Source organism: Amycolatopsis sp. NPDC005232, from assembly GCF_040607795.1.
GTDB lineage: Bacteria > Actinomycetota > Actinomycetes > Mycobacteriales > Pseudonocardiaceae > Amycolatopsis.
Window position 1 is genome coordinate 1 of sequence record NZ_JBEXHL010000013.1, and the last position, 26,992, is coordinate 26,992.

26 protein-coding genes and 1 pseudogene are annotated in these 26,992 nt (G+C 70.2%); 18 read left to right on the forward strand and 9 right to left on the reverse strand.

From position 1 onward, the window contains the following. The coding region (locus ABZU76_RS24240; protein ID WP_354873327.1) for a hypothetical protein at positions 1-237 on the reverse strand (237 nt) is incomplete at its 3' end. Between the two features lie 103 nt (positions 238-340). Between ABZU76_RS24240 and ABZU76_RS24245 the strand changes: the two genes are divergently transcribed. Next, complete coding sequence (locus ABZU76_RS24245; protein WP_354873329.1) at positions 341-1,993, forward strand: glutamate--tRNA ligase family protein; 1,653 nt, start codon at positions 341-343, stop codon at positions 1,991-1,993. A 43-nt stretch (positions 1,994-2,036) separates the two neighbouring features. Here ABZU76_RS24245 and ABZU76_RS24250 read toward each other — a convergent pair whose 3' ends face one another. Then, complete coding sequence (locus ABZU76_RS24250; protein WP_354873331.1) at positions 2,037-2,255, reverse strand: helix-turn-helix domain-containing protein; 219 nt, start codon at positions 2,253-2,255, stop codon at positions 2,037-2,039. A 138-nt stretch (positions 2,256-2,393) separates the two neighbouring features. Between ABZU76_RS24250 and rlmN the strand changes: the two genes are divergently transcribed. Together rlmN and ABZU76_RS24260 are read left to right on the forward strand one after the other, a co-directional pair. Further along, positions 2,394-3,500, forward strand: a complete 1,107-nt coding sequence (gene rlmN / locus ABZU76_RS24255) for a 23S rRNA (adenine(2503)-C(2))-methyltransferase RlmN (RefSeq protein ID WP_266118346.1) — start codon at positions 2,394-2,396, stop codon at positions 3,498-3,500. Between the two features lie 29 nt (positions 3,501-3,529). After that, positions 3,530-3,802: a hypothetical protein gene (locus tag ABZU76_RS24260; protein ID WP_354873333.1), complete on the forward strand. Its 273-nt coding sequence runs from the start codon at positions 3,530-3,532 to the stop codon at positions 3,800-3,802. A 13-nt stretch (positions 3,803-3,815) separates the two neighbouring features. Here the strand turns inward: ABZU76_RS24260 and ABZU76_RS24265 are convergent. Then, a pseudogene (locus tag ABZU76_RS24265) lies at positions 3,816-4,964 on the reverse strand (glycosyltransferase family 39 protein); the annotation flags it as partial. Positions 4,965-5,002: 38 nt separating this feature from the next. Here ABZU76_RS24265 and ABZU76_RS24270 point away from each other — a divergent pair. Beyond that, positions 5,003-5,176 carry a hypothetical protein gene (locus tag ABZU76_RS24270; protein WP_354873335.1) on the forward strand — a complete coding sequence of 58 codons (174 nt, stop codon included), beginning with the start codon at positions 5,003-5,005 and terminating at the stop codon, positions 5,174-5,176. Positions 5,177-5,306: 130 nt separating this feature from the next. Next, entirely contained in the window at positions 5,307-6,407 is a 1,101-nt protein-coding gene (locus ABZU76_RS24275; protein WP_354873337.1) for a pyridoxal phosphate-dependent aminotransferase, read from the forward strand. 133 nt (positions 6,408-6,540) lie between these two features. Here the strand turns inward: ABZU76_RS24275 and ABZU76_RS24280 are convergent, their stop codons facing one another. After that, on the reverse strand, positions 6,541-7,260 hold the full coding sequence (locus ABZU76_RS24280; protein ID WP_354873339.1) for a GntR family transcriptional regulator: 720 nt from the start codon (positions 7,258-7,260) through the stop codon (positions 6,541-6,543). Between the two features lie 160 nt (positions 7,261-7,420). Here ABZU76_RS24280 and ABZU76_RS24285 point away from each other — a divergent pair, with 160 nt between their 5' ends. From ABZU76_RS24285 to ABZU76_RS24305, 5 genes are all read left to right on the forward strand, one after another. Further along, a complete protein-coding gene (locus ABZU76_RS24285) occupies positions 7,421-9,484 on the forward strand; it encodes a hydantoinase/oxoprolinase family protein (RefSeq protein ID WP_354873341.1) in 2,064 nt (687 codons plus the stop codon). Next, positions 9,481-11,223, forward strand: coding sequence for a hydantoinase B/oxoprolinase family protein (locus tag ABZU76_RS24290; RefSeq protein ID WP_354873343.1), 1,743 nt, complete (start codon positions 9,481-9,483; stop codon positions 11,221-11,223). Before ABZU76_RS24285 ends, ABZU76_RS24290 begins: the two co-directional genes overlap by 4 nt. Continuing rightward, complete coding sequence (locus ABZU76_RS24295; protein WP_354873345.1) at positions 11,220-12,548, forward strand: MFS transporter; 1,329 nt, start codon at positions 11,220-11,222, stop codon at positions 12,546-12,548. Before ABZU76_RS24290 ends, ABZU76_RS24295 begins: the two co-directional genes overlap by 4 nt. Then, entirely contained in the window at positions 12,545-13,084 is a 540-nt protein-coding gene (locus tag ABZU76_RS24300) for an isochorismatase family cysteine hydrolase (protein WP_354873347.1), read from the forward strand. Before ABZU76_RS24295 ends, ABZU76_RS24300 begins: the two co-directional genes overlap by 4 nt. Before the next feature lie 74 nt (positions 13,085-13,158). Continuing rightward, positions 13,159-14,040, forward strand: a complete 882-nt coding sequence (locus tag ABZU76_RS24305; protein ID WP_354873349.1) for a cyclase family protein — start codon at positions 13,159-13,161, stop codon at positions 14,038-14,040. Positions 14,041-14,074: 34 nt separating this feature from the next. Here the strand turns inward: ABZU76_RS24305 and ABZU76_RS24310 are convergent, their stop codons facing one another. Further along, positions 14,075-14,920, reverse strand: coding sequence for a helix-turn-helix transcriptional regulator (locus tag ABZU76_RS24310; protein ID WP_354873351.1), 846 nt, complete (start codon positions 14,918-14,920; stop codon positions 14,075-14,077). A gap of 84 nt (positions 14,921-15,004) precedes the next feature. Here ABZU76_RS24310 and ABZU76_RS24315 point away from each other — a divergent pair, with 84 nt between their 5' ends. The 4 genes from ABZU76_RS24315 to ABZU76_RS24330 all read left to right on the forward strand — a co-directional run bounded on the left by ABZU76_RS24315 (position 15,005) and on the right by ABZU76_RS24330 (position 18,410). Further along, positions 15,005-15,781: a glucose 1-dehydrogenase gene (locus ABZU76_RS24315; protein ID WP_354873353.1), complete on the forward strand. Its 777-nt coding sequence runs from the start codon at positions 15,005-15,007 to the stop codon at positions 15,779-15,781. Between the two features lie 66 nt (positions 15,782-15,847). After that, positions 15,848-16,552, forward strand: a complete 705-nt coding sequence (locus tag ABZU76_RS24320) for a carboxypeptidase-like regulatory domain-containing protein (RefSeq protein WP_354873355.1) — start codon at positions 15,848-15,850, stop codon at positions 16,550-16,552. Between the two features lie 425 nt (positions 16,553-16,977). Then, positions 16,978-17,778, forward strand: coding sequence for a choice-of-anchor P family protein (locus ABZU76_RS24325; protein ID WP_354873357.1), 801 nt, complete (start codon positions 16,978-16,980; stop codon positions 17,776-17,778). 41 nt (positions 17,779-17,819) lie between these two features. Further along, positions 17,820-18,410: a class F sortase gene (locus ABZU76_RS24330; RefSeq protein WP_354873777.1), complete on the forward strand. Its 591-nt coding sequence runs from the start codon at positions 17,820-17,822 to the stop codon at positions 18,408-18,410. Positions 18,411-18,503: 93 nt separating this feature from the next. On the opposite strand, the gene ABZU76_RS24335 is transcribed toward ABZU76_RS24330, so the two are convergent. Then, positions 18,504-18,752, reverse strand: a complete 249-nt coding sequence (locus ABZU76_RS24335; RefSeq protein WP_354873359.1) for a hypothetical protein — start codon at positions 18,750-18,752, stop codon at positions 18,504-18,506. Positions 18,753-18,897: 145 nt separating this feature from the next. On the opposite strand from ABZU76_RS24335, the gene ABZU76_RS24340 reads away from it, so the two are divergent. Then, positions 18,898-20,280, forward strand: coding sequence for an FAD-linked oxidase C-terminal domain-containing protein (locus ABZU76_RS24340; protein WP_354873361.1), 1,383 nt, complete (start codon positions 18,898-18,900; stop codon positions 20,278-20,280). A gap of 127 nt (positions 20,281-20,407) precedes the next feature. Next, complete coding sequence (locus tag ABZU76_RS24345) at positions 20,408-22,174, forward strand: MFS transporter (protein WP_354873363.1); 1,767 nt, start codon at positions 20,408-20,410, stop codon at positions 22,172-22,174. A gap of 54 nt (positions 22,175-22,228) precedes the next feature. Here the strand turns inward: ABZU76_RS24345 and ABZU76_RS24350 are convergent, their stop codons facing one another. The 3 genes from ABZU76_RS24350 to ABZU76_RS24360 form a co-directional block, all read right to left on the reverse strand. Continuing rightward, positions 22,229-23,296, reverse strand: coding sequence for an acyltransferase (locus tag ABZU76_RS24350; protein WP_354873365.1), 1,068 nt, complete (start codon positions 23,294-23,296; stop codon positions 22,229-22,231). A 125-nt stretch (positions 23,297-23,421) separates the two neighbouring features. Continuing rightward, on the reverse strand, positions 23,422-24,084 hold the full coding sequence (locus tag ABZU76_RS24355; protein WP_354873367.1) for a peptidylprolyl isomerase: 663 nt from the start codon (positions 24,082-24,084) through the stop codon (positions 23,422-23,424). 26 nt (positions 24,085-24,110) lie between these two features. Then, entirely contained in the window at positions 24,111-24,365 is a 255-nt protein-coding gene (locus ABZU76_RS24360) for a DUF2631 domain-containing protein (protein ID WP_285969439.1), read from the reverse strand. Between the two features lie 104 nt (positions 24,366-24,469). Here ABZU76_RS24360 and dxr point away from each other — a divergent pair, with 104 nt between their 5' ends. Together dxr and ABZU76_RS24370 are read left to right on the forward strand one after the other, a co-directional pair. Then, the gene (dxr, locus tag ABZU76_RS24365) at positions 24,470-25,675 is read left to right on the forward strand and encodes a 1-deoxy-D-xylulose-5-phosphate reductoisomerase (protein WP_354873369.1); all 1,206 of its coding nucleotides are present in this window, start codon (positions 24,470-24,472) and stop codon (positions 25,673-25,675) included. 3 nt (positions 25,676-25,678) lie between these two features. Beyond that, a complete protein-coding gene (locus ABZU76_RS24370) occupies positions 25,679-26,902 on the forward strand; it encodes a site-2 protease family protein (RefSeq protein WP_354873371.1) in 1,224 nt (407 codons plus the stop codon). The last annotated feature ends 90 nt before the right edge of the window (positions 26,903-26,992 follow it).

Genomic DNA, 26,992 nt, shown 5'->3' on the forward strand with positions numbered 1-26,992 from the left:
GGCGGGTGCGCCGGCTCCGCCCGACGCACCGCCGCCGGCGGGTTGGTCGCCGGTGATCGTGAAGTTCAGGCCGGTGAGCCAGTTCGACTCCGGCGACCTGTGCGCCGACGCCGTCCGCCTGGCGTCAGACGGTCGGATCGGCCGGGGGCCGATCGCACCGCCTGATCGAGACGCCGGCGCGATCTCGCTGATCGGTTGCGACTGGTTCACGATATATCGGAAACGGTCGCGATGCAACCTGCCGACTGTCGAGGACCTGCGCGAAAGACGTTTGCGGTGGTCGGAGATACTCGAAGGAGTAAGAAGAAGCGCTGAACCGACCTGGGAGACCCGACCCCCCATGCTGGACCGAGTGGTCATCGACGCCTTGTTCCCCGCGGACCTGCCCGAGCCGGAGCATTGGGAGCAGCGCTACCCGGCGCGGCAGCTGCCCGACGGTGCGAAGGTGACCCGGTTCGGCCCGTCGCCCACCGGGTTCGTGCACATCGGCGGCATCTACGTGGCCACGATCGACCAGGACGTCGCCCGCCGCTCAGGCGGCCGTTACCTGGTGCGCGTCGAGGACACCGACCAGTCGCGCGAGGTCGAGGGCGCGCTGGACCAGTTCGAGCGCGGCTTCACCTACTTCGGTCTGCAGGCCGACGAAGACACGTTGCGCGGCGGCGACTACGGCCCGTACCAGCAGTCGGGCCGCGAGCAGATCTACCTGACCTTCGTGCGGCAGCTGCTGCGCGAAGGCCGCGCGTACATCGACTTCGCGACGAAGGACGAGCTCGCGTCCATCACCGCGCGCCAGCAGGCCACGAAGCTGCCCACCGGCTACTACGGCTCCTGGGCGATCTGGCGCGACGCCGACCCGGCCGACGTGCAGGCGAAGCTCGACGCCGGCGAGCCGTGGGTCGTGCGCTTCCGCGCGCCCGACGACACCGGCGCGCGCGTGCGCTTCACCGACGCCATCCGCGGCACGATCGAGGCCGAGGCCAACCGCAACGACGTGGTGATCCTCAAGAGCTCCGACCAGAGCCCCCGGCTGCCGACCTACCACTTCGCGCACGCCGTGGACGACCACCTCATGCGCGTGAACCTCGTCATCCGCGGCGACGAGTGGATCTCGTCCGTGCCGGTGCACCAGCAGCTGTTCGACGCGCTCGGCTTCGAGCCGATCACCTACGCCCACATCGCCCCGCTGATGAAGCAGGAGGGCGGCAGCAAGCGCAAGCTGTCCAAGCGCAAGGACCCCGAGGCGTCGGTCGACTTCTACATCGAGGCCGGCTACCCGGTCGAGGCCGTCCTGTACTACCTGCGCGGGCTGGCCAACGGCCGCCTCGCCGAGCTGCCGCTGGCCGAGGCACTGGACGAGCCCGTCAACCTCGACGAGATGGGCGTCGCGGGACCGCTCGTGGATCTCGTGAAGCTCGACGACATCTCCGCCGACCACATCGCCACGATGTCCGGCGCGGAGATCCTCGCCGCCGTGCGCACGTGGGCGCAGCGCTTCGACCTGGAGCTGCTGTCGGTGCTCGAGTCGTCGGAGGAGCTGGCCCTGCGCGCGCTGGCCGTCGAGCGCGAAGGCGCTGAGAACCCGCGCAAGGACCTCAAGAAGTGGAGCGAGTTCCGCGCGGTCTACGGGTTCTTCTTCCCGCAGCTGCACGCGCCCGTGACCGGCCCGGACGACGAGCGCATCGCCGCACTGGGCGTGGCACCGGACGTCGTGCGCGCCGTCGCGTCGGACTTCGTCGCGAACTACACGCAGCTCGACGACGGGCAGGAGTGGTTCCAGCAGATCCGCGACGTCGCGGCGAAGCACGGTTTCGCCAAGAATGCCAAGGAACTCAAGAAGAACCCCGACGCGTTCCCGGGCTCGATCCGCGAGGCCTCGCAGATCATCCGCATCGCGATCACCGGCTCAACCCGCAGCCCGGACCTGCACTCGATCACGCAGGCGCTGGGCCGCGACGAGACCCTGCGGCGGTTCGAAGCCCTGACGGCGTGAGCCCCGACCGTCCTCCGGTGCAGGTCCGCCGGAGGACGGTGCGTCACTCCTTTTCGGGCGCGGTGGCGTCCAGCCTTCGTTGCAGCTCCGGGTGGCCGGTGAACACCGCCGCCGGCAGCTCCGCGACGAGGCGCTGGGCGGGGGTCTCGACATCGACCCCGAACACGTCCCGGATCCGGGTCAGCCGGTACTTCAACGTGTTGCGGTGCACGTACAGCGTGCGGGCTGCCGCGGTGAGGTCCCCCGCCCGCTTTCGGTGCACGGGCTACCAGTTCATCGTCGACGCTGTCCGCGAGGCGGCCGCGGTGCTGCGGGCGGACCCGTCGGGCTGGTGACCGGCAGCACACGGCCGGGGGAGTCCTGACGGCGTGTCCGGTGGACGTGGAATACTGGATCGGTTATGACTGCCCTCCCCCTTGTTTTCGATGCGCCCAAGCGCGGCCTGCCGCCGCGCCACCTCGCCGACCTCACCTCCGCCGAGCGGGCCGAGGCTGTGGTGGAGCTGGGGGAGAAGGCCTTCCGCGCGAAGCAGCTGTCGAACCACTACTTCTCGCGCCTGACCGTCGACCCGGCCGACATGACGGACATCCCCGCGGCCTCGCGTGAGCGGCTCGTCGCCGACCTCATGCCGTCGCTGCTCACCGAGGTCCGAGCCCTCACCGCCGACGCCGGAGCGACCCGCAAGACCCTGTGGCGCGCCCACGACGGCACGCTGCTCGAGAGCGTGCTCATGCGCTACCCCGACCGCGCGACGCTGTGCATCTCCAGCCAGGCCGGCTGCGGCATGGCGTGCCCCTTCTGCGCCACCGGCCAGGGCGGCCTCGACCGCAACCTGTCGACGGCCGAGATCGTCGACCAGGTCCGCTCCGCCGCCGCCGTCATGCGCGACGGCGCCATGCCCGGCGGCCCCGGCCGGTTGTCGAACATCGTGTTCATGGGCATGGGTGAGCCGCTCGCGAACTACAAGCGGGTGGTGGCCGCGGTGCGGCGGATCACGGAGCCGGCGCCGTCGGGTTTGGGGATCGGGCAGCGTTCGGTGACGGTGTCGACGGTGGGTTTGGCGCCGGCGATCCGGAAGCTGGCGGATGAGAAGATGCAGGTGCGGTTGGCGGTGTCGCTGCACACGCCGGATGACGAGCTGCGGGACACGTTGGTGCCGGTGAACAATCGCTGGTCGGTGGACGAGGTCTTGTCGGCCGCGCGGTATTACGCGGACACGAGCGGTCGGCGGGTGTCGATCGAGTACGCGTTGATTCGGGACATCAATGATCAGCCGTGGCGGGCGGAGTTGCTGGCTAAGCGGCTGCGTAAGCACTTGGGTCAGTTGGTGCATGTGAACGTGATCCCGTTGAATCCGACGCCGGGTTCGAAGTGGGATGCGTCGCCGAAGCCGGTGGAGCGGGAGTTCGTGCGGCTGGTCAACGCGGGGGGCGTAGCCTGCACGGTGCGTGACACTCGTGGTCAGGACATTGCTGCCGCGTGTGGCCAGTTGGCTGCCGAAGGCTGAGTTTTCGTTTCAGTGATGGAGAATCTGTTGTGATCTCAACCCCGTGTCTGCTGGACCCGGCTGCCGAAGAACTGAAGCTGCGCGACATCACCGGCGGGGTGGCGGTTGCTCGCGCGGCTCGCACGTTGCTGGGTGAGCGGTTCGATTCGGAAAGTTTCATGTACGTGCTGATGCGCGCGTACTCCGTGGACTTCCACGCCGCCCGCGTCGCTTCGCGGTGGCACGAGTTCGAGAGCGGCCCGCGGGCGTTGTCGGATGCGGATCTGGAAGTGCTGCTGGCGCCCTGGGTCGCGACGAACTGAAGGTTCGGCCGGGTCACGAGTGGCGCAGCTGCGGCCACAGCGTTTCCCACGGTTGCCTTGGTGTGTTGCACAGCCAGATCGGCACGCCCTCGTTGAGCCCGGCGAAACCGTGGTCGCCGTCGGCCGGGGTAACCGACACCCGCAGGCAGTGTGTGCGCAACTCGGCCGGGTCGGTGCCGACGAACAGGGTCGCCTGCGCGGCGTCCCAGGGTTCGCCGAAGTAGGAGAAGCCGCGGTGGGGGCTGTGTGCGGGAGGCAGCCCGCGGCCCGCGCCGAACAAGTTCAGCGCGCTCGCCTGCCAGTAGTGGTCGGTGACGATCGTCGTCGCGGGTGGCAGGTGGTGGTAGGCGGTGGCCACCGCGTCGGTGAAGCCGCTCCAGCCTTGTTCGGCCCGGACTTCGAGGGTGGCCGCCGTGGCCCAGGCCGGTGACGGAGGTCCGCCGGCGAGCAGGCTGGTCGCCAGGACGACGGCGCCGGAGAACGCGGAAACCCCCACCGACCCGATCCGTCGCCACCACCGTGATCCCGCCGCGGCATTGATGCGGGCCGTGGCTGCGGCCCAGCAGACCGGGAACAGGCCTGCGCAGTAGTAGTACCGGCCGCCGCCCACGAGCATCACCGCGGTGACGGCGACGGTGGTCCAGCCCAGAAACCGATACCGTGCGAACCGGCTGTCTCGCAGCAGCGCCCAGCAGCCGTACGTGGCCAAAGCCGCGCCGGCGAGCGCGCCGTCGGACGCCAGCGTCAGCGGCAGCACGGCCGCCTTGCCGCCGGCGAACTCGCCGGTCTCCTGCGCGACGACGGGGATGAGCGTCAGCTGCGGGAAGCCGTGAAACCCTTGCCAGATCAGGTAAGGCAACGCACCGGCCACGGCGAGCGCGAGCAGTTTCCCCAGCCCGGCCCACGGCACGCTCCGCCGCCGGGCCGCCAGCAGCACGGCGACGCAGCACACCCAGAACACGGCGATCAGCGGTTTGACCGTGAACGCCACCCCGGCGAGAAGTCCCACGCCCCACCAGAGGCGGTCGGAGCCGGTTCGCGCCCAGCGCACCAGCAGCAACGTCGTGGCGATCCACAGCGGGATGTCGAACGTCTGGGTCAGCAGCAGCGATCCGGTGTCGAGCACCCGGGGAGAAGCGGCGTACGCGGCCGCCGCGGCGGTTTGCGCCCAGCGGCCGCCGCCAAACTCCCGCGCGAGCGGTGTCGGACAAGATCGCGCGCATCATCGCGCTGCCGCGTGGGCAGCGTCCGTACCGCGTGACCATCGACCCGTCCGACGACGGCTCGGCCGAGGTCTCGGCGGTCGCCGACCGGATCCACCGCGAGTTCTACCAGCGGATCGATCTGGAAGACCTGCTGACCATCCAGCAGTGATCCGCTGACCAAGGGGGAGGGGAGCCGAGGGGGCTCTCCTCCCTTTTGCGTCTGCGCCTGACGCGTTGGTGGTGTGGCGGCCCGTGCTGTTAGTATCTCAGCATCGATGATTGAGATATCAGGAGGCGCGATGGAGCGACTGCCGGCGTTGGACCTGGCTGACCGGGCGCGCGAGTGGGACGTCGTGCCGATGCAGGGGGTGCCGGCGTTGCCGATGCCGAGGCACGTGCTGGAGGCGGTGCGGGAGACGGCCGCGCGGGTGTTGCCGCGGCAGTCGCGGGGATGGCCGGAGCTGCGGAGAGTTTTGGCGAACCACCTCGGGGACAGCTTCGGGTTGGCCGTGGATCCCGAGCGCGAGTTGCTGGTGACCCACGGCGCGCAGCACGGGATGAGCGTGGTGTTGCGGGCGCTCCTGTCGCCGGGTGACGAGGTGCTGGTGCCCGCGCCGACGTACTTCTTCGAGGGCATGGTCCGGATGGCCGGGGCGCGGCCGGTGTACGTGCCTGGCCGCGCCGAGGACGGCTGGGCCGTGGATGTCGACGCGCTCCGGAGGGCGACGATCCCGGCGACGCGGGCGATCCTGCTGTGCAACCCGAACAACCCCACCGGATACACACCCTCGAAGGACGAATTGTCAGCGATCTTGACGCTGGCAGCCGAGCGTGGCCTGCTTGTTCTGTCGGACGAGTCCTATGCCCGATATGTCCACAGTGGACTCGGGTACACCCCGCAACAGGCGTTGCGGGACGTGTGGCCCGAGCTGGTCACCGTGACCAGCCTGAGCAAGAACTATGCCTTCACTCAGTGGCGCGTGGGCTACGTCCACGCGCCGGCGCACCTCCTCGACCGCGTGCACCGCGCGTTCGAATGGGACGCCATCAACGTCGGCGACGTCCCGCAGGCTGCGGCCTGCGCGGTGATCACCGGCCCGCAGCACTGGCTCGACGGCGCCTTCTCGACCTTCCGCCACCGCCGCGACTTACTGTGCGACGCGATCGACAAGGCCGGCTTCCCCGTCGCCCGGCCCGACTCGGGTATCTTCGCCTTCCCCGACTTCTCGGACCTCAAGGCGAGCAGCCGCGCCCTCGAACGACTCCTCCTGGCCCACGGCCTCACCGCCCTCGCCGGCGACGCCTTCCACGGCCCGCCCCACCACGCCCGCCTCCTCTACGGCGGCACCGACGCCGACCTCACCGAGGTGGGTCGGCGGCTGGCTGCACTCCGGCGCTAGGGCACGACCGTCTTCGTGTCCTGGCTCGCCGACGATCTCGCGCCGCGCGGAGCGCAGGCCGTCCGTTGTCGCGTGGCCCGGCCGGCGCGCCCGACCCCTACGTCAGGGGACGGCTGCCGGCGAACCTTCAGCCCTAAGGGACCACGATCTCCGCATCCGTGATCGATCGGCTCGCCGCCAACGCACCCACGATCTCGCGGCGCGCGGAGGCCGTTCGCTGCTCCATGGCGGCGCGGGCGGCGTCGGCGCTGCCGGAGGTGATGGCGTCGACGATGGCCTGGCGTTCGCGGATCCGTGTGGGCGGCATGGACGGGTCCAGCTTGATGCTGAGGCGGGTGATCCGCTCGATCTCGTCGAGCACGCCGATGGACGCGGCGGCCAGGCGGTGGTTCCCGCTGCCGTTGGCGATGATGGACTCGAACTCGTAGTTCGCCCGGAACCGTTCCTCGAAGTGAGGGCCGCCGAGTTGGTCCTCGGACGTGTCGACGGCCAGTTCGGCGAGGCGCCGCGTGTCCTCTTCGGACAGTCCGCGTTCAGCGCACAGGGCGGCGGCCTGGGATTGCAGCAACGACCGCATGTCGCAGAGGTCGGTGGCGTCGCCCAGGGTGACCGCGGAGACCACGTAGCCCGCGCGCGGCAGGGGGCGGACGAGGCCGTCGCGGTGGAGGCGGGCGAGGGCCTCGCGCACGGGGGTCTTGCTGAGCCCCAGGGCCTTCGCGACCTCGGCCTCCGTGAAGTTCGCGCCCGGCGGGCGGACCAGCTCGATGATGTCCCGCTTCAGCCGCCGGTAGGCGGTCTCCATCAGGCTGCCCGCGACGGGGTGCTCACGGATCAGGTCGGGCTCGTAACGCAACGGTGGGCTCCTCGCGGCGGGGCTGGTCTCTGAAACGGTACACCGACCACCCGGCCCTGGTCGCACGTGACGGTACAAAAAATATCTCAACCAAGGCTTGCTAATATCTCAACGGGTTCCTACCGTGCTTCCAGATGCTGGACATGGCAAAGGAGACCCAGTGCTTCCCAGTTCTGATGCTCGCTCCGGTTGGCGCGTCGGCGCCGACATCGGGGGGACGTTCACGGACGTGATCGCCCTCGGCCCCGCCGGAGAGGTGGTGCCGATGAAGGTGCTCTCGACCCCACCCGACTTCGGCACCGGCGTCGTCACGGCCACGACCGACGTGCTCGACCTCGCCGGCGCCGCACCGGCCGACGTCACGGCGATGCTCCACGGCACCACCGTCGCGACCAACGCGATCCTCGAGATGAACGGCGCCCGCACCGCCGTCGTCACCACCCGGGGCTTCCGCGACGTCCTGGAGCTCGGCCGCCTCCGCCGCCCCGTGCTGTACGACCTCTCATGGGTCAAGCCCGTGCCGCTGGCCCGCCGCCGCCACCGTTACGAGCTGGCGCAGCGCATCACCGCCGACGGCCGCCTCACCCCGCCCGCCGACGAGCGCGAAGTCGAGGCCCTCGCCGCACAACTCGAAGCCGACGGGATCGAAGCCGTCGCCGTCTGCCTGCTCAACTCCTACGTCCGCCCCGACGAGGAGCGCCGCGTCGCCGAGCTGCTGCGCGAAACACTGCCCGGGGTCTACGTGACCGCGTCCGTCGACATCTCCCCGCAGCCACAGGAGTTCGAGCGCACCAGCACCGCGACCGTCAACGCCTACGTCGGCCCCACCGTCCACGGTTACCTCACCCGGCTCGAAGCCGGACTTCAGGCCGAAGGCGTGGACGCACCACTGCTGGTCATGCAGTCGAGTGGCGGCCTGCTCGACGCGGGGTCGGTGTCGCGCCGGCCCGTGCAGATCATCGAGTCCGGCCCGGCCGCCGGCGTCACGGCGGTCCGCGAGCTCGCGCGGCTGCTGGACCTGCCCGCCGTCGTCGCGTTCGACATGGGCGGCACCACGGCGAAGGCGTCGCTCATCGAGCACGGCGAGCCGTTCGTCTCGGCCGACTACGAGGTCGGTGGAGGCATGAACGTCGCCCGCGGCCTGGGGTCCGGCGCCGGCTACCCCGTGCGTACGCCGTCGATCGACATCGCCGAGGTCGGCTCCGGCGGCGGCAGCATCATCGCCGTCGACCAGGCCGGGGCGCTGCACGTCGGCCCCGCCAGCGCCGGCTCGCGTCCCGGCCCCGCCTGCTACGGCCAGGGCGGCGAGCTGCCCACCCTCACCGACGCCAACGTGGCACTCGGCTACCTCAGCCCCGAAGCGCTCGCGGGCGGCCGCGTCGCCATCCACCCCGACCTGGCCGTCAAAGCCCTCGCGCCCGTCGCCGACCAGCTCGGCCGTGAAGTCCCCGAAGCAGCGCGCGGTGCATACGAAGTAGCCGTCTCCAGCATGACAACGGCCGTCAAAGCTGTGACCAGCGAACGCGGACGCGATCCGCGCGAGGCCACGATGGTCGCCTTCGGCGGCGCCGGCCCGCTCTACGCCGCGGCGCTCGCCCGGGAGCTCGGCATCACCACGGTGATCGTCCCCGCCCACCCCGGCCTGTTCAGCAGCCTCGGCCTCCTCGTCGCCGACACCGAACGCCACGAAGTCGCGCCCTGCCAACCGGAAACGGTGCTGCAGCAGGAATTCGACCGGCTCACCAGCAAGGTGACCGACGAGCTCGGCGACCACGCCGTCATCGAGCGCCTGCTGGACCTGCGCTACCGCGGCCAGCGCTTCGAGCTGCGCATCCGGCTGGACGACGGCGAAGTCACCGAAGACCTGCTCCAGGCGGCGCGCGCCCGCTTCCACGCCGAACACGAACGCACCTACGGCCGCGCCGGCACCGACGACCTCGTCGAGCTCGTCAACCTGCGCGTACGCGGAATGCTGCCCAGCAAAGTGTCCATTAAGGATGTTCTGCGGCTCTCCGCCGGAGCCGGCCGCGTGCCGTCGACCCGCGAATGCCGCTTCGCCGAACCGGTCCCCACGCCGGTCATCGGGCGCACGGACCTCGGCCCCGAACCCGTCGACGGGCCGCTGGTCATCGAGGACATGGACGCCACCACGCTCGTCCCGCCCGGCGCCCGCGCCCGCCGCGACCGCTTCCACAACATCGTCATCACCTGGAGTGCCGCATGATCCGCGACGCCGTGACCTTCGAGGTCTTCCGCAACGCCGTCGCCGGCGTCGCCGACGAGATGGCCATCACGATCGTGCGCACCGCGCACTCGCAGATCGTCGCGTCCAGCATGGACTTCTCCGCCGCGCTGTGCGACGCCCGCGGCCGCGTGATCGCGCAGGCCAACACCTGCCCGGTGCACCTCGGGTCCATTCCGGACGCGATGGCGGCGATCCTCGCCGATTTCGGCGACGCCGTGCACCCCGGCGACGTCTACCTGCTCAACGACCCGTCGCTCGGCGGGATGCACCTGCCGGACATCTTCGCCGTCGCCCCGGTGTTCGCCGGCGAGCACCTGCTGGGCTTCGCCGTCACGGTGGTCAACCACGCCGACGTCGGCGGCTGGGTCGCCGGTTCCATGGCCGTGCAATCGACGAGCATCTTCGCCGAAGGCGTGCAGATCCCGCCGTCGCGGCTGGCGGAAGACGGGACCGTCAACGAAACCTTCCTCAACCTGATCCTGCGCAACGTCCGCGAACCCGAGCTGCTGCGCGGCGACCTCGAATCCCAGCTCGCCGCGTGCCACGCCGGTGCCGCCGGGCTGCGCGCGCTCGCCGAACGGCACGGTGTCGACGGGCTGGCCGAGCTCAGCGAGGAACTGCTCGACTACTCCGAAACCCTCCTGCGCACCGCGCTCGCCGAGGCCACGCCGGGCACCTACGAGTTCACCGACCACATCGACGACGACGGCCTCGGCTCCGGCCCCATCCCGTTCAAGGTCAAGGTCACGCTGTCCGGCGACGGGATCGAACTCGACTTCACGGGGTCGTCGCCGCAGGTCGCCTCCGCCCTCAACGCCACGGCTTCCTTCACCCGGTCCGCCTCCTACGCCGCGGTCCAAGGCGCGCTCGCGCGCGACATCCCGGCCAACAACGGCTTCTACCGGCCGTTCACCTTCGTCATCCCCAAGGCCTCGATCCTCGACGGCCGGCGGCCCGCCGCGCGTGGTGCCCGAGGGCTCGTGGCGTACCGGATCATCGACACCGTCCTCGGCGCCCTCGCCCCGGTGTTCCCCGGCCGCGTGCCCGCCGCCGGCGACGGCGGCCCCGATTCCGTGGCCATCGGCATCACCGACGCCAAGGGCGATTCCGTGGTGCTGTGGGACATCCTGTGCGGCGCGTGGGGCGCGCGGCCCGACCGCGACGGCGTCGACGGCATCAGCCCGCTCGGCGCCAACCTGGCCAACACGCCCGTCGAGGAGCTCGAACGCTCCGGTCACGTCCGCGTCGACGGCTACGGCTACCTGCCCGACACCGGCGGCGCCGGCCGGTTCCGCGGCGGCCTGGCCACGTTCCGCGACCTGACGGTGCTCGCTCCCGAAGCGAGCGTGCAGATCCGGTCGGACCGCCGCCGGTTCCTCCCGTACGGCCTCGCGGGCGGCGGGCAGGGCACGCCCTCGGTCAACGTGCTCGACCCCGGCGGCCCCGGCGAGCGCGTGCTGGAGTCCAAGCCGCACCTCGTCCTCACCGAAGGCGCTCGGCATCGGCACGTGACGGCCGGCGGCGGCGGCCACGGACCAGCCTTCACCCGCGATCCCGCCCGGGTCCTCGACGACGTCCTCGACGGCAAGGTGACCCGCGAGGGCGCCGTCCGCGATTACCGCGTCGTGGTCACCGACGAAGACGCCGTCGACCACACCGCAACAAAAGCCTTGCGCACCAGCGAATCCCTTGAGTGTCCGGAAAGGACAATGCCATGACCCTGGGAACCACCGTGGCGGACTCAGCGTCGAGCCGCACCTGGCGCAAGGTCGGCTTCCGCATCATCCCGCTCATCGGTGTCGCCTACGTGATGAGCTACATCGACCGCGCCAACCTCGGCTACGTCGCCGCGCCCATGTCGCGTGACCTCCACCTCGACGGCGCGCAGATCGGCCTAGCCGCAGGGCTTTTCTTCATCGGCTACATCATCGTCGAAGTGCCGAGCAACCTCGCCCTGCGCCGCTTCGGCGCCCGCAAGTGGGTCGCCCGGATCATGCTCACGTGGGGGCTGGTCACCGGCGCCACGGCGGCCGTCCACTCGGCCACCACGCTCTACGTCGCGCGGCTGCTGCTCGGGTTCGCCGAGGCCGGGCTCGCCGCCGGAATCCTGCTCTACCTCACGTACTGGTTCCCGCGTCGCCAACGATCGTGGGCGCTGACCGGGTTCTTCCTGATGATCCCGGTGTCCTCCATCGTCGGCTCCCCACTGGCGGCGGCTTTGCTGACGTGGAGCCAAAGCCTGTTCGGCATCGCCGGCTGGCGCTCGCTGTTCCTCGTCGAGGGCGGGCTCACGATCGTGATCGGCGTGCTGATCTTCTGCTTCCTGCCCGACCGGCCCTCGCAGGCCCGCTGGCTCGACGAGCGTGAAAAGGCCACGCTGGAGCGGACTTTGGCGGCGGAAGCGGAAGAACAGCGGGGCCACGGCGCTCTCACCGGCCTGCGCCCAGCGCTGACCAGCGGCCGGGTGTGGGCGCTGGCCGTGACGTTCTTCGCCATCGTGTTCGGTCTCTACCCGCTCGCGTTTTTCCTGCCCACGATGATCACCTCGATCACCCACGGCGTCGACGGCGCGGCCGACGTGAGCAGCGTGCTGCTGTCCGGGATCCCGTACGTCGTGGCGGCGATCGCGATGCTCGCCTGGGCGAGGTTCGCGGGCCGGCGCAGCGCGGTCGTCGCCACGGGGGTTCCCATGGCGGTCGGTGCCGCCGGGCTGCTGCTGGCCACGTTCGCGGGCAGCGGGCTGTTGTTCATCGTGGCCGTGTGCCTGAGCGTGGCCGGGATCTACACCGCTATGCCGCAGTTCTGGCGGATCCCCGCGGTCGGGCTCACCGGCACGGCCGCGGCGTCCGGCATCGCCCTGATCAACTCCGTCAGCAACCTGAGCGGGTTCGTCGGGCCATACTTCACGGGCGCGATCAAGACCGCCACCGGCAGTTTCACCTTCGCGTTGTTGGCGATCGCCGTGATCATGCTCGCCGGCATCGCCGTGCTCGCGACGGCCGGGCGGCGGATGGAACGGCTCGACGGGAAGCTGGTCCCATGACGACCGCACTCATCGTGGGTGACCTCCAGCAGGGCATCACCCGTGACTACGCCTTCGCCCGGCAGGTTCTGCCGCCGGTCACCGACTTGCTGCCCCGGGCACGGGCGGCCGGGGCGCTCGTGGTGTTCGTGCACACCGCGTTCCGGGTCAACCGCGCCGACCTCCCGCCGGGTGACACCGTGCTGACCGGGTTCTTCGAGGCGGGCGACACCTTCCACGAAGGCTCGCCCGGCACGGACCTGGACCTGCCAGTGCTCGCCGAGGACGTCGTGGTGCTCAAACGCCGGGCGAGCGCCTTCGCCGGCACGGACCTGGACCTTGTGCTGCGGGCGCGTGGCGTGGCCGAGGTGGCCGTCGCCGGAGTGGCGACGAGCGCGATGGTCGCCGCGACCTGCTACGACGCCGCCGACCGCGGCTACGGCGTCTCGGTCCTGTCCGACGGCTGCGCCGACGCCGATCCGGAAGTGCACGACTTCTTCCTGCGGAAGGTTTTTCCGGGCCGCGGGTTCGGGATCCGGTCCTGCGCCGACTGGTGACCTTGGCGCACATCGTCAGTCCCCGCGGCAGCCATCGTCAGCGAGTGAGCCGGCGAAACCCGCACGCTGGCTCGATGACAACCGAACTGCCGAGCAACTGGGGCCGCTGGGGCGAGGACGACGAACGAGGTGCGCTGAACCTCATCACCGACGAGGTCCGGGCGCCCGCCGCCCGCGAGGTGCGAACGGGCCGCTGGGTGTCGCTGGCGCTGCCGATCGAGCCGGCGCCGATCCTCAGCGGTCCGTTCGTGCCGGCGAAAGTCGAGGAATCGCCCGTGCAGCAGCTGATGGTGCACCCGGTGCATCCGGATCCTTCGGTCTGCGCGAGCCTCGACGTCCTCCTCGTCACCAACCACCATCCCCGGTCGACCCACCTCGACGCGCTCGCCCACATCGCCGGCGACGGGGCCGTCTACTCCGGACGGCCGCTGGCCGAGTGCGTGACCCCGGCCGGGGTCACGCACGGTTCGAGCGCGGCGTTCAGCGAAGGGATCGTCACGCGCGGGGTTCTCCTGGACCTCGCCGGCGACGGCCCGCTTCCCGAAGGCCACGCCGTGACTGCCGAAGATCTCGAAGCGGCGGAGCTGAGGGACGAGGTCCGCGTCGAGTCCGGTGACGCGCTCGTGGTGCGGTGCGGCTGGGAGTTCACGCCGGATCCGGCGCGGTCGTCGCCGGGGCTGAGCCTCGACGCCGTGCGCTGGATGCATCAACGCGGAGTTTCGGTGTACGCCGGGGACATCGGCGACGCGTTCCCGCCGCTCGATCCCGCCGTACCGTTCCCGCTGCACGTCGTGGCCCTCACGCGCCTGGGTGTGCCGCTGATCGACGCCGCCAACGTCGAGGACCTGGCGGCTACGTGCGCGGAGCTGGGACGCCACAGCTTCCTGCTGGTAGCAGCACCGCCCCGGGTGAACGGCACCACCGGGCTGCCGGTGAACCCCGTCGCGGTGTTCTGAGCGTCCGGTGTGCTGGGCCTCCGGTGTTCTGGTCTCAGCTGCCGACGTCCATGCGCTGCGTGCCGATCACCGACAACAGCCGCAGCGCCTCCTCCGAAGGCGAGCCCGGCACAGCCGTGTAGATCACCACCTGCTGGTCGCGGTCGGTCAGGTCGAGCACGTCGCAGTTGACCGTGAGCGGGCCGACCACCGGGTGCCGGAACGTCTTGCGCAGGCTGGGTTCGGCGGTCACGTCGTGCGACGCCCACAGGCGCGCGAAGTGCTCGCTGCCGGCGAGCAGGTCGTGGACGAGCTCGGTCACCTCGGGGTCGTCCGGGTATCGGGCGGCGGTGGCACGCAGGTTGCGGGCGGCGTAGCGGGCGAACTCGTCGGCGTCGGACACTCCGTAGAGGCGCTGGTCGTCGGAACGCAGGAACACGCGGCGGACCAGGTTGCGGTCGCGCCGCGGCAGCGCGGAGAAGTCCTCCATCAGAGCGGCGGCGAGGTCGTTCCAGGCGATCACCTCGTACGTCGCCGACATCACCATCGCGGCGGCCTGCGGCAACCGGTCCAGCAGATCGAGGATGCTCTGGCGCACCACGCGCGACGGCCCGGGCAGCGGCGCCGCGGGTTCACCGGCGAGGTGGTGCAGGTGCTCGCGCTCGGCGTCGCTCAGGCGCAACGCGCGCGTGAGCCCGCCGAGCACCTCACGCGACGGGTGCGGGCCGCGCGCCTGTTCGAGGCGCGTGTAGTACTCGGTCGAGATGAACGCCAGCTGCGCCACCTCCTCGCGGCGCAGCCCCGGCGTGCGGCGGCGCGGCCCCGCGGGCAGCCCGACGTCGGCCGGAGTGATCCGCTCGCGCCGGCTGCGCAGGAAGCCGGCCAGTTCTCGCCTGTCCACGCCTCCAGTATCCGCGTCTCACGGCGCTCAACCAGGTACTGCCGATGCCTGAATAAGCCCGCCGCGGCGTCGCAGCCTGGGTTCATGGAACTCCACGAAACACCCGGCCTGCTGGCCGGCAAGGTCGCTTTCGTCTCCGGCGCGGGCCGGGGCATCGGTGCCGCCGCGGCGCGCCTGTTCGCCCGGGAAGGCGCCCGCGTGCTGCTGGCGGCCCGCACGGAAACCCAGCTCAAGACCGTGACCGAAGAGATCCGCGCCGCCGGCGGCACCGCCGACTACGTGCTCTGCGACCTCGCCGACGCCGCCAGTTTGCGAGCCGCCGTCGACCGCGCGGCCGAGCTCTACGGCCGCCTCGACATCGCCTTCAACAACGGCGCCACGATCCAGCAGCCCGGCCCGATGGACCGCCTGTCCGAGGCCGAGTTCGACCACGTCTTCGCCGTGAACCTCAAGGGCGTGTGGCTCGCCATGGCCGCGGAGGTCGCCGCCATCCGCGCGACGGCGGGCACCGGCGCCATCGTGAACACGTCGTCGGTCGGCAGTCTGCGGGGCAACCCCGAACTGCCCGCGTACGGCGCCATGAAGCGAGCCGTCAACAGCCTCACCGAGTCCGCCGCCGTCACCTACGGCCCGGAAGGCATCCGCGTCAACGCCATCACCCCGGGCAACACCCTCACCGAGATGATCCGCGCGTGGGAGGCGGAGTCGCCGGGCCTGCAGGACCGCCTCGTCTCGGCGACCCCCCTGCGCCGCGGCGCCGAGCCGGCAGAGATCGCGGAAGCCGCGGCCTGGCTCCTGAGCGACCGCGCCTCCTACGTGACGGGCGCCATCCTCCGAGTCGACGGCGGCGCGGGAGTCTGAGCGCGAAACCGCACTCCAGCGACGGAGTTCCCGGTATTCTCGGGTGATTGACTCTCTGGGGGTGTCATGCGGAAGTCCCTGTGGTTCGCGCTGCCCGCGGCCGTGCTCGCGGTGGCCGCGGTGGCGGCGCCGCTCGACGAGGACGCGGCCGTGGCGGCGGTGAAGCTCGACCCGGCGCTGAGCCTGGACCGCACGACGTACGAACCGGGTGCGCCGGTGCGGGGGACGCTCGCGATCACGAACGACACCGGCCGGCGGGTCGACGGCGTGCGCGTGACGTGTGCGTCGGCGGATCCCGCTGATCGCATGGCGCTCAACGGGGTCCAGACCAACCAACCGTTGCAGGGCGGCTTTTCCGGGACGCTCCTCGCGAACCAGACCGTGACCGCGGCGCTGACCGGGCGGGTCACCGAGGACGGCGTGCGGCGCGGCGGGCTGGAGGCCACGTGCGTGGTCACCGCGGGCCGGTTCACCATGCGCGGCGGCGCGGCGGCCGAGGTGATCGGACCGGTCGTGCCGGTGAGCGGGCACGTCCTCGAGGACCGGAAGCCAGTGGCCGGGGCCACGCTCGTCGCGACGAGCCAGAACCCCAGCACGCTCGACCGGACGTGGAGCGCGGTCAGCGGCCCGGACGGCAGCTACCGGCTCTCCGGACTGCGCGCGGGCTACTACCTGCTGAAGGTTCCCGGCCGCGCGGTCGAGAGCGACTTCCTTTTTCTGGTCGCCGGCACGACGGCGGATCACGACGTCGTGCTCACCGGTAGCGGGTGAATGCCACCCCACGCTCCATAGTGGACAATTCCACGCGACGATTTCCCGCACCGAGTTTTACGAAAAAGCCACGGGCCGCCGTAGTGGTCACATGACGCTGAGTGCCGGCCGATCACCCATCCCTAGGATCACCCCGAAGAGTGGTAGCGCGAGCAATCCGCCAAGTAGGTGCGGAAAGCACCTTGCGCAGAGTGAGATAACTCGGCCAAGGCCGCAGCGTTACATCACTCTTTAGTGGTGAAATTGCGGAAAACGTGGTCACTGGCCCGGCTGACCGGCGCGCTGCGCAGTCGATCTTGCTTTGCAATTCCGGGCCCCCTTGATAGCGTCGCGTTCTCGCCGGTGATCGACAGTTGCGTCGGGTCACGCGTGGATTCGGGGATCCGCGGGCGGTTCCATTTCTTTGGTGTTCGAAAGGACAATTCATGCGTTCTGCCCTGCTGCGAGGACGGACCCTCGTGGTCGCCGCTCCGGCCCTCGCCCTGCTTGCCACCGCCGCCCCCTCGGCGGTCGCCGCCGACGCGCCTGCCGGGTCGGCCTACGGAGCCTCGGCTTCGGTCTCGCTGCTGGCGGGAGTGTTGGGGGACAAGGGAATCTCGGTCGAGACGGGCAAGATCGCGCCGTCGAACACAGACGGGCCGACGTCGGCGGACGTGGTGAACGTGCCGCTGAAGGGCCTGGTCACGGCGAAGGCCGTCAGCAGCTCCGCGAAGAAGGCCGACGGCAAGGTCGCGTCCAAGGCCTCCATCGTCGACGCCACGCTGCCCGTGCTCGCCCCGCTCGCGGGCGCGACGCCGAAGGCGCGCGTGATCAGCTCCGAGTGCACGTCGACGCCCGACGGCATCACCGCCTCGTCCGAGCTCGCGGGCCTGGACCTCGGCCGCATCGGCAAGCTGCCCGTGGGCACCGCGCCGAATCAGAAGATCGGTGTGCCCGGGGTGGTGCAGGTGATCGTGAACGAGCAGATCAAGCACGACGACGGCTCCCTCACCGTCAACGCCCTGCACGTGAAGCTCCTCGGCGGCAAGACCACCGGCGCGCTGGGCAGCGGCGACATCGTCCTCGCCTCCTCCACCTGCGCGAAGGTCGCGGCGACGCCGAGCACGCCCACCCAGCCCACCGCCCCCGCAAAGCCGCCGGCCCAGGGCCCCGGCCAGGTCACCGTCATCCCGGCCGGCGCGCCGGAGACCGGTGACGGCTCGCTCGCCACGGTGCTCGCTCAGTGAGTGTTCGCTCAGTGAGTGTTCGCTCGGTGAGTGATCGTGCAGTGACCCAACGCCGGTTCGGGCTCTTCGCCCTGCTGCTGGCGCTCGTCGCCACCTTCGCCCTGTCCGGCTGTGGCGCGGACACGACCCCGGCCCAGCAGCCGGCCGCGCCCGCGAGCGCCGCGCCCGTCGTCGGGCTCGCGCGGTCGGTACCGGTCTCGCTCGACGTGCCGAGCATCGACGCGCACTCCTCGCTCGTGCCGCTCGGCCTCAACGCCGACAAGACCGTCCAGGTCCCGCCCGTGACCGAACCACTGCAGGCGGGCTGGTACTCCAACAGCCCGACGCCGGGGCAGGTCGGCCCCGCCGTGGTGCTCGGGCACATCGACGGCAACCACCAGAAGGGCATCTTCTGGCGGCTGCACGAGGTGAAGAAGGGCGACCAGCTCGTGATCGGGCGCCAGGACGGGTCCAAGGCCACCTTCACCGTCACGAAGGTCGACCAGATCGCGAAGAAGGAATTCCCCACCGACGCGGTCTACGGCAACACCGCCGACCCGCAGATCCGTCTCATCACGTGCGGCGGGGCGTTCGACCCCGCCGCGCACAGCTACCTCGACAACATCATCGTCTACGGCTCGCTCAACACGTAGGCGTCTCCCCGGACCAGGGCCCTGTCGACTCGCGCTCGGGCGAGTCGACAGGGCCCTGGCTTCCCTCCCCGTGGTCTCAAACTCGGTGGTATCTCACGCCGCCACAGCTGCTGTCGTCAGCAACGCAGCCCCGGCCGGCGTCAGCTCCGCCGGCACCTGCTGCCCGACGAGCCCGAGCCGCGCCGGGCGGACGAGACCCTGGTGCGCCAGCGCGTGGGCGGTGAACTGGTCGCAGCACGGCAGTCCGTCGACGAACAGGTCCGGTTCGGCGCTGCAGGTCACCCGCGCGCGCCCGGCCGCGACGGCCCGCAACATCGCGATCCCGCGTGAGCTGGTTCCCATGGCTGCCTCCTGAAGTCGGTCCTTACCCCTACGTCGAAGCCGAGACCGCCATTTCGACATCCCCGCACTTTCGATGTCGCAGCGCCGTGACCTGACAGCGCCCTAACCTGAGAAGGGGAAGCCGCACACTCGATCGGGAGCGCCCATGTTGATCGAAGACCTGCAAGCCGTCCTGCCGCCCGAGGTCCTCGTGCGCGACCCCGACGTGCTGCGCAGCTTCGCCCACGACGAGGCCGAATGGGCGCCGTGGGCGCTGCCCGAGGTCGTCGTGCGGCCGCGCTCGGCGGAAGACGTGCAGGCCGCCGTGAAGGTCTGCCTCAAGCACCGCACGCCCGTGGTCACGCGCGGCGCCGGCACCGGGCTGTCCGGTGGCGCCAACGCCGTGGCGGGCTGCGTCGTGCTCGTCACCGACCGCATGACGGCGATCCACGAGATCGACGCGGTCGAGCGCCTCGCCGTGGTCGGCCCGGGCGTCGTGAACGACGACCTGCGCGCCGCCTGCGCCGAGCACGGCCTCTGGTACCCACCCGACCCGGCGAGCTCCCCGTGGTCGACGATCGGCGGCAACGTCGCCACCAACGCGGGCGGCGTGTGCTGCGTGAAGTACGGCGTGACCCGCGACTACGTGCTCGGCCTGCAAGTCGTCACGGGCACCGGCGAACTCGTGCGGCTGGGGCGCCGCACCGCGAAGGGCGTGGCGGGCTACGACCTCGCCGGCCTGATGGTCGGCTCCGAGGGCACGCTCGGCGTCATCACCGAGATCACCGTGCGCCTGCGAGCCCAGCGCGCGCCCGAGAGCACGGTGGCGGGCTACTTCGACTCGACCGTCGCCGCGGGCGAAGCGGCCGCCGCGATCCGGGCGGCCGGCGTGGTGCCCTCGGCGCTGGAGCTGGTCGACCGCCACTGCCTCGTCGCCGTGGACGAGTGGAAGAACATGGGGCTGTCGGCTGACGCGGAGGTGGTGCTGCTGGGCCGCAGCGACGCGCCGGGCGCGGCGGGGGAGCACGAGGCCGCCGTGATGCTCGCGTGCTTCGAGAAGGCGGGCGCCACGTGGGCGGCGCAGTCGTCGGACCAGGCGGAGGCCGACGCGCTGTTCGCCGCGCGACGGCTGGCGTACCCGGCGCTGGAGCGGCTCGGCCCGCTGCTGACCGAGGACGTCTGCGTGCCCACCCACCTCGTGCCCGAGATGCTCGCGCGCATCGACCTCGCGGCGAAGCGGCACAACACGCTCATCGCCAACGTCGCGCACATCGGCGACGGCAACCTCCACCCGTTGCTCAGCACGCCGGCCGGCGACGAGGACGCGCGGCGGCGCGCGCAGGCCGCGTTCGACGACATCGTGGCCGACGCACTGGCCCTCGGCGGCACCGTGACCGGCGAACACGGTGTGGGCCTGCTCAAGCGGCCGGGGCTGCAAAACGAGCTCGGACCGGCGGTTCTGCAGATGCACCAGGCCGTGAAAAACGCGCTGGACCCGCACGGGATCCTCAATCCCGGGAAGGTTTTCGCTGTTCACTCGGTCGAGTGAACGTAAATAGTCCTCAAAGGACAGTGATCATCCTGTGACGGTTCTCTCGTAACCGATTTACGAAGTTGGTTGCCACAGGCAAGCAACTTGCTTAGCCTAGCTAAGGGAACGAGAGAAGGGTTTCACTGTGGCCGAGCGCAGAACGTATTCACTCGCGGAACTGGGTCCGCGATACAAGTGGATCGCGCTGTCCAACACGACGCTGGGCATGCTGATCGCGACGATCAACTCGTCGATCGTGCTCATCGCGCTGCCCGACATCTTCAAGGGCATCGGGATCAACCCGCTGGAGCCGGCCAACACCAGCTACCTGCTGTGGATGATCATGGGCTTCCTGGTGGTCACCGCCGTACTGGTGGTGAGCTTCGGGCGGCTGGGGGACATGTACGGCCGCGCCAGGATGTACAACCTCGGCTTCGCGGTGTTCACCGTGTCGTCGATCTTCCTGGCCATCACCTGGTTCGACGGTGACGCGGCGGCGCTCTGGCTCATCGGCTGGCGCATCGTGCAGGGCATCGGTGGCGCGTTCCTGATGGCGAACTCGTCGGCCATCCTCACCGACGCGTTCCCCTCCAACCAGCGTGGTCTCGCGCTGGGCATGAACGGTGTCGCGGCGATCGCGGGTTCGTTCCTCGGCCTGGTCGTCGGCGGCGTCCTCGCGCCCGTCGACTGGAACCTGATCTTCCTGGTGTCGGTGCCCTTCGGCGTGGTCGGCACGATCTGGGCGTACTTGAAGCTGCACGACACCGGGGTGCGTAAGCACGCGAAGATGGACTGGTGGGGCAACATCACCTTCGCGGTCGGCCTGATCGCGGTGCTGGTGGGCATCACCTACGGCATCCAGCCCTACGGCTCGTCGCCGACCGGCTGGGGCAGCCCGATGGTGCTCTCGTGCCTCATCGGCGGTATCGCGGTGCTGATCGCGTTCGTGGTCATCGAGACCAAGGTAGCCAACCCGCTGTTCCGGCTTTCGCTGTTCCGGATCCGGTCGTTCAGCTGGGGCAACCTCGCGAACCTCACGGCGTCGCTCGGGCGCGGTGGCCTGCAGTTCATCCTGATCATCTGGCTGCAGGGCATCTGGCTGCCGCAGCACGGCTACACCTTCGAACAGACGCCGCTGTGGGCCGGCATCTACATGCTGCCCATGACCGTCGGCTTCTTGGTGTCCGCGCCGACGGCCGGCATCCTGTCCGACCGCATCGGCAGCCGGCTGCTCGCGTCGAGCGGCCTGGTGATCACCGCGATCACCTTCCTGCTGCTGATCCTGCTGCCAGTGAACTTCAACTACTGGGCCTTCGCGGCGATCCTGCTCGTCAACGGCATCGGCATGGGCATGTTCTCCTCGCCCAACCGCGCCGAGGTGATGAACAGCCTGCCGGCCGACGCCCGCGGCTCCGGCGCGGGCATGATGACCACGTTCCAGAACGCGGCCATGGTGCTCTCGATCGGCTTCTTCTTCAGCCTGATCATCGCGGGCCTCTCGGACAACCTCCCGACGGCGATGTTCCAGGGCCTCACCGCCCACGGCGTGGCCGCCGGGCCGGCAAACCAGGTGGCGCACCTGCCGGCGGTGGCCGTGCTCTTCGCGGCGTTCCTCGGCTACAACCCGATCCAGCAGCTGCTGGGCGGCCAGCTGGGCAGCCTGCCGCCGGACCAGGCCTCGTTCCTGACCGGGCGCAGCTTCTTCCCGAACCTGATCTCGGGTCCGTTCCAGGACGGTCTGGCCGTGGCGTTCGGCTTCGCCATCGTGGTCTGCCTGATCGGTGCGGTCGCGTCGCTGCTCACGAAGGACAAGGGCAAGACTTCGGAATCGGTGGGCGAGGAGCTGGCCGCGGTCGCCGGGGAGTCCGGCGGCGGGCCGAGCGAGCTGGTGGCTCCGACCAGCGAGCGGTGACCATTTCGGGTGCACGGGCCGTCCCGGGATTCGTTCCCGGGACGGCCCGTTTCCCTATGCCGGGACGGGCTCTTTAGCCGGTGTGGGTTCGGGCCGCTTCGCGGTGACCCGCCGGCCGAGCGCGATCATCGGCAGCTCGACCCAGCGATAGAGCAGGTCGGCCATCAGCAGCGCGACGGCCGTGACGCCGACCGCGGTGAGCGTGCGCGGGTGCGCAAGCTGCGGCACCAGCCCCGCGAGTGTCCAGCCGGCGATGGACTGGATGAGGTAGAGCGAGTAGGACCGCTCCCCGATGAACCGCAGGGGTTTCAGGGAAAGCACGCGGCTCAGCGGCCCGCCGGCCACGAGCGAGGGCAGCAGCAGCGCCACGAGCACCGCGTAGGCCGTGCCGACGGCGACGCCCCCGTCGTCGTGCAGGGCGACGGTGAGGTCGGTGAAGAACACCTGCACCACCACGATCGCCGCGGCCACCGCGATCCCCGCCACCGGGTGCGTGAACGCCTTCAGCGCGGCGAACCCCTTGGCGTGGTGGAGAACGATGGCCACCGTGCAGCCGATGACGATGGACGCGTACGCGCCGGAGTAGGGGACCACCGGCACGAGCGCGACGAGCGCGACCACCAGGCCCAGCGCGAGGCTGAATCGTTTCGCGAACGCGAGCCCGGCTACGCCGAACGCCAGCACGGGCCACACCAGGTAGAACTTCTGCTCCACTCCGAGCGTCCACGCCACCCCGAACACCCCGATGACGTGGAACTCGTTGAGGAACGTCGCGAACCACGGCAGTGCGCCCAGCAGCGCACTCGACCGCAGCTCACCACGCGCGTACGTGACCACGACGAAGATCCCGAGCACCACGTAGTACACCGGCAGGATCCGGAACGCCCGCCGCAGGTAGAAGTTCTTGAGCGAGACGCGGCCGGTGCGGTCCTCCTCGCGCAACGCCAGCGTCGTGATCAGGAACCCGGACAACACGAAGAACACGTGCACGCCGATCCACCCGTTCGCGCGCACCCACGCGCTGCCTCCGAAGTGGAACAACACCACCAGCACCGCGGCGATCGCCCGCACCCCGTCCAGCGCCGGGAACCGCTTGGTGGCGAGGTAGGTTTTGTGGGTCATCAGCATGAGCTCCCCCGGTCCGCCGCCCGACTGCTCGCGTACTGTAATCAGGCACGGCGGGTATTCACTCTTTGGGGTTACTCGTGCTGGTCGGGGACGGGTTCTGAGGCGCTCCGGGCCGGGATTTACCGGCCGAACGACGCCGTCGCGATCTTCACCGGGTGCTTCGGCGCACCGTCCAGTGGCCCGTTCGGATCGGTCGGAATGATGCCGTCCTTCACCATCCGGTCGATCGCGTCCATGCCACGCACGACCTTCCCCAGCACCGAATACTGCGCGGGAATGTGCGCGAACGAATGGACGATGAAGAACTCCGACCCGTTCGTCCCCGGGCCCTGGTTACCCATCGCGATGGTGCCGCGCTCGTACGTCTCCGCGCCCGACACCTCGTCCGGGAACTTGTAGCCTGGGCCGCCCTTTTCGACTTCATAGAGGTCGCCGCACTGGAGCACGCCGAGGCGCTCCGAATCAGACAGGCGCCAGCACTGCGAACGGTCGTAGAAGTGCTGCATGACCAGCGACACCATGTTCGCCACACCACACGGGGCGGCGCCGGCGCGATCCAAGCGAACCGTGACCGGCCCGTAGTTGAAGTGGAAGGTCACGTCGACCGTGCCGCGCGTCAAGGCGAAGGGCAGCGGCCGGAGCACCGGGCGAGCCGCCGGGTTGTCCGGCGTCGGCGTGAAAGAGCAGCGGACAACCGGCGCGGACGCAGCTGTGGCCGGCGCGGCGAACAGCGCCACACCGGCCACGACCGAAAGAACGAGAGCGACCCAGCGTGACGTCATAGCCCCGCAAGGTAGCGAACGGGAACCTACTTGCGCCAGGCCGTGCGGCGCTTGCGGAAGTCGAGCACGAGCAACAGGGCGAGGAACGCGGCGAGGCCGATGAGCCACACGTTCTCGGTGTTGTTCTCGTGGTTGCCCTTGATCATGAGCAGCAGAATGACGACGCTGACCCAGCCGGCGATGCGGGTGGCCTTCGGGAACGACCCGTGCCAGCCCCACTCGGCCGACGGCTCGTCGCGCGGGTCCACTTCGGGGCGCTTCTCGATCGCCTTGCCTGCCACGATCACTCCTCCTGACCCGCTCAACCTGGTACGCCGTAATGATCCCACACCCCCGAGTGCTCCGCGGAGACGGGCCGCGGCTCGGCGGGCGATAATGGCGTGCGATGACTACCTCGCGAAGCGTCCTCGTGCTCGGCTCGACCGGGTCCGTCGGAGCCCAGGCCCTCGACGTCACCGCTCGTAACCCCCACCTGTTCACCGTCGCGGGCATCGCCGCCGGTGGCTCCGACCCGCAGGCGCTCGCCGCGCAGGCCCTGGCCCACGGCGTGGAGGCCGTGGCCGTGAGCCGCCCGACGGTGGTCGAAGACCTGCAGCTCGCGCTGTACGCGGAGGCGCAGCGGCGCGGCTACTCCCGGGGCGAGTTCCGCATCCCGCGCATCTTCGCCGGCGCCGACGCCGTGACGGAGCTCATCGACGCGGTGAACGTCGACGTCGTGCTCAACGCCCTGCCCGGGTCGCAGGGCCTTCAGCCCACGCTCAAAGCCCTGGCCACCGGCTCGACGCTCGCGCTGGCCAACAAGGAGTCGCTCATCGCGGGCGGGCCGCTCGTGCTCGCGGCCGCGAAGCCGGGGCAGATCGTGCCGGTCGACTCCGAGCACTCGGCCATCGCGCAGGCCCTGCGCTCCGGCCGGGACAACGAGGTCGCGCGCCTGGTGCTCACGGCGTCGGGCGGGCCGTTCCGCGGCAAGAAGCGCGAGGACCTCTCCGATGTGACCATCGAGCAGGCCATGGCGCACCCGACGTGGTCCATGGGCCCGGTCATCACGATCAACTCGGCCACGCTCATCAACAAGGGCCTGGAGCTGATCGAGGCCGCGCTGCTGTTCGGCATCCAGCCCGCGCGCATCGACGTGACCGTGCACCCGCAGTCGATCATCCACTCGATGGTGACGTTCGTCGACGGCTCGACGATCGCCCAGGCCAGCCCACCCGACATGCGGCTGCCGATCGCGCTTGCGCTGCACTGGCCCGAGCGCGTGCCCGGCGCCGCCGCGGCGTGCTCGTGGGACACGGCCGCGAGCTGGACGTTCGAGCCCCTCGACAACGAGGCGTTCCCGGCGGTCGAGCTGGCGCGCCACGTCGGCACCGAGGGCGGCTGCCTGCCCGCCGTCTACAACGCGGCGAACGAGGAGGCCGTGGCCGCCTTCCTCGCGCAGAACACCGGTTTCACGTCGATTGTGGACACTGTTTCCCAGGTGGTCGAAGCCGCCGACGAATGGCGTCGCGAACCGCGCGACGTCGAGGACGTACTCGCCGCCGAGCACTGGGCTCGAAGGCGCGCAGGATCGATGCTGGGTAAGGGGAAGTAGCGCGTGCTCGCCTACATCATCGGGGTGGTGCTGTTCGCCCTGGGCATCTGCATCTCCGTCGCGCTGCACGAGGCCGGCCACATGGTCACGGCCAAGATGTTCGGCATGAAGGTCCGCCGGTACTTCATCGGCTTCGGGCCCACCATCTTCTCGTTCCGCCGCGGCGAGACCGAGTACGGCGCGAAGTGGATCCCGCTCGGCGGGTTCTGCGACATCGCCGGCATGACGGCGCTCGACGAGGTGACCCCGGACGAGGCGCCGCGCGCGATGTGGCGGTTCAAGACGTGGAAGCGCACCGTCGTGATGTCGGCGGGCTCGATCACGCACTTCATCCTCGGCTTCATCGTGCTCTACCTGATGTCGATCACGATGGGCCTGCCGAACATCGCCGCCGCGTCGGAGCCGGTGCAGCCCGTCATCCAGGGCACGTCGTGCGCCCGCCCGGCCACCACCACGCAGCAGCTGAGCGACACCTCGTGCCCGCCCGGCGCCCCGACGCCGGCGGCGACGGCCGGGATCAAGGCGGGCGACAAGATCGTCTCCGTGGCGGGCAAGCCCACCGCGAGCTGGACCGACGTGCTGCAGGTCGTGCAGGCGGCGAACGGCCCCACGCCGATCGCCGTGCAGCGCGGCGACAAGACCGTGAACCTGGTCGTGGACATCCCGCGCGTGCAGCGGCTGGGCACCGACGGCAAGGTGCACGAGGTCGGCATGATGGGCGCGTCCACCGTGGTCCCGCCCCTGTACCTGCACTACAACGGCCTCACCGGCATCGGCGCCACGTTCTCGTTCACCGGCGACATGTTCGCCCAGACCGCGCAGCGCCTCGTGGAGTTCCCCGAGCGCATCCCGGCCGTGGTGAGCGCGATCTTCGGCGGCGAGCGCGACCCGAACACGCCCGTCAGCGTCGTCGGCGCGAGCCGGATCGGCGGCGAGGCCGTGGAGCAGGGGCTGTGGCAGATCTTCTTCTTCCTGCTGGCCAGCCTGAACTTCTTCATCGGCGTGTTCAACCTGCTGCCGCTGCTGCCGCTGGACGGCGGGCACATCGCCGTCGTCTGGTACGAGAAGGTGCGCGACTGGCTGCGCGGCCTGCGCGGCAAGGCGGCGGGCGGACCGGTCGACTACACCAAGCTTTCGGCCGTCACGATGGTGCTCGTCGTGATCGGCGGCGGCATCACTCTACTGACGGTCACAGCGGACATCGTGAACCCGATTCGCTTGCAGTAACCGGTCCCACCGGTCGGGTCACTACCCGGCCGGTGGGCTCCCGACCGGGGGTAACGCTGCTCACCGTGACGGCTGACTTCGTTGAAGCAG

Coding starts and splice junctions, on each gene's coding strand:
- ABZU76_RS24320 (WP_354873355.1), top strand. CDS start 15,848: ATGCGGAAGTCCCTGTGGTTCGCGCTGCCCGCGGCCGTGCTCGCGGTG.
- ABZU76_RS24350 (WP_354873365.1), bottom strand. CDS start 23,296: ATGACCCACAAAACCTACCTCGCCACCAAGCGGTTCCCGGCGCTGGAC.
- ABZU76_RS24245 (WP_354873329.1), top strand. CDS start 341: ATGCTGGACCGAGTGGTCATCGACGCCTTGTTCCCCGCGGACCTGCCC.
- ABZU76_RS24300 (WP_354873347.1), top strand. CDS start 12,545: ATGACGACCGCACTCATCGTGGGTGACCTCCAGCAGGGCATCACCCGT.
- ABZU76_RS24275 (WP_354873337.1), top strand. CDS start 5,307: ATGGAGCGACTGCCGGCGTTGGACCTGGCTGACCGGGCGCGCGAGTGG.
- ABZU76_RS24315 (WP_354873353.1), top strand. CDS start 15,005: ATGGAACTCCACGAAACACCCGGCCTGCTGGCCGGCAAGGTCGCTTTC.
- ABZU76_RS24335 (WP_354873359.1), bottom strand. CDS start 18,752: ATGGGAACCAGCTCACGCGGGATCGCGATGTTGCGGGCCGTCGCGGCC.
- dxr (WP_354873369.1), top strand. CDS start 24,470: ATGACTACCTCGCGAAGCGTCCTCGTGCTCGGCTCGACCGGGTCCGTC.
- ABZU76_RS24325 (WP_354873357.1), top strand. CDS start 16,978: ATGCGTTCTGCCCTGCTGCGAGGACGGACCCTCGTGGTCGCCGCTCCG.
- ABZU76_RS24290 (WP_354873343.1), top strand. CDS start 9,481: ATGATCCGCGACGCCGTGACCTTCGAGGTCTTCCGCAACGCCGTCGCC.
- rlmN (WP_266118346.1), top strand. CDS start 2,394: ATGACTGCCCTCCCCCTTGTTTTCGATGCGCCCAAGCGCGGCCTGCCG.
- ABZU76_RS24340 (WP_354873361.1), top strand. CDS start 18,898: ATGTTGATCGAAGACCTGCAAGCCGTCCTGCCGCCCGAGGTCCTCGTG.
- ABZU76_RS24355 (WP_354873367.1), bottom strand. CDS start 24,084: ATGACGTCACGCTGGGTCGCTCTCGTTCTTTCGGTCGTGGCCGGTGTG.
- ABZU76_RS24305 (WP_354873349.1), top strand. CDS start 13,159: ATGACAACCGAACTGCCGAGCAACTGGGGCCGCTGGGGCGAGGACGAC.
- ABZU76_RS24295 (WP_354873345.1), top strand. CDS start 11,220: ATGACCCTGGGAACCACCGTGGCGGACTCAGCGTCGAGCCGCACCTGG.